The 264-nt window shown below is 31.4% G+C and carries 1 protein-coding gene; it reads right to left on the bottom strand.

Annotated elements, in window-relative coordinates; translation table 11 throughout:
* The coding region (locus AAEY62_RS22975) for an EAL domain-containing protein (RefSeq protein WP_502935559.1) at nucleotides 1-264 on the bottom strand (264 nt) is incomplete at both ends.

The following is a 264-nucleotide window of genomic DNA, read 5'->3' as shown; positions in this document are numbered from 1 at the left end:
AATAGTTGAATCTAAATACTCGTCTTCGGTAATTTCTAAACAAATTACAAATTTAGATTGCATTAACCCGGCTATTTTCGGTAATGACAACACATTTCCTTGCTCTACATCACAAGGAAAAATATTTAATGACACCTTTAATCCACTTGGTAACTGCTCTGCACTTTCTAACTCATTAAGTACAGTGTTAATCATTATTTTGGTAAAAGACCAAGTTAAATTAATTTGTCTAAGTATAGGAATAAATTGATCCGGTGTAAGCAC

Origin of the sequence: Pseudoalteromonas sp. GW168-MNA-CIBAN-0100 (assembly GCF_040309225.1) — a bacterium.
Taxonomy (GTDB): Bacteria; Pseudomonadota; Gammaproteobacteria; order Enterobacterales; family Alteromonadaceae; genus Pseudoalteromonas; species Pseudoalteromonas arctica.
Note: the sequence above shows the minus strand (reverse complement) of the source record. Positions and strands in the feature narration are given on the sequence as shown.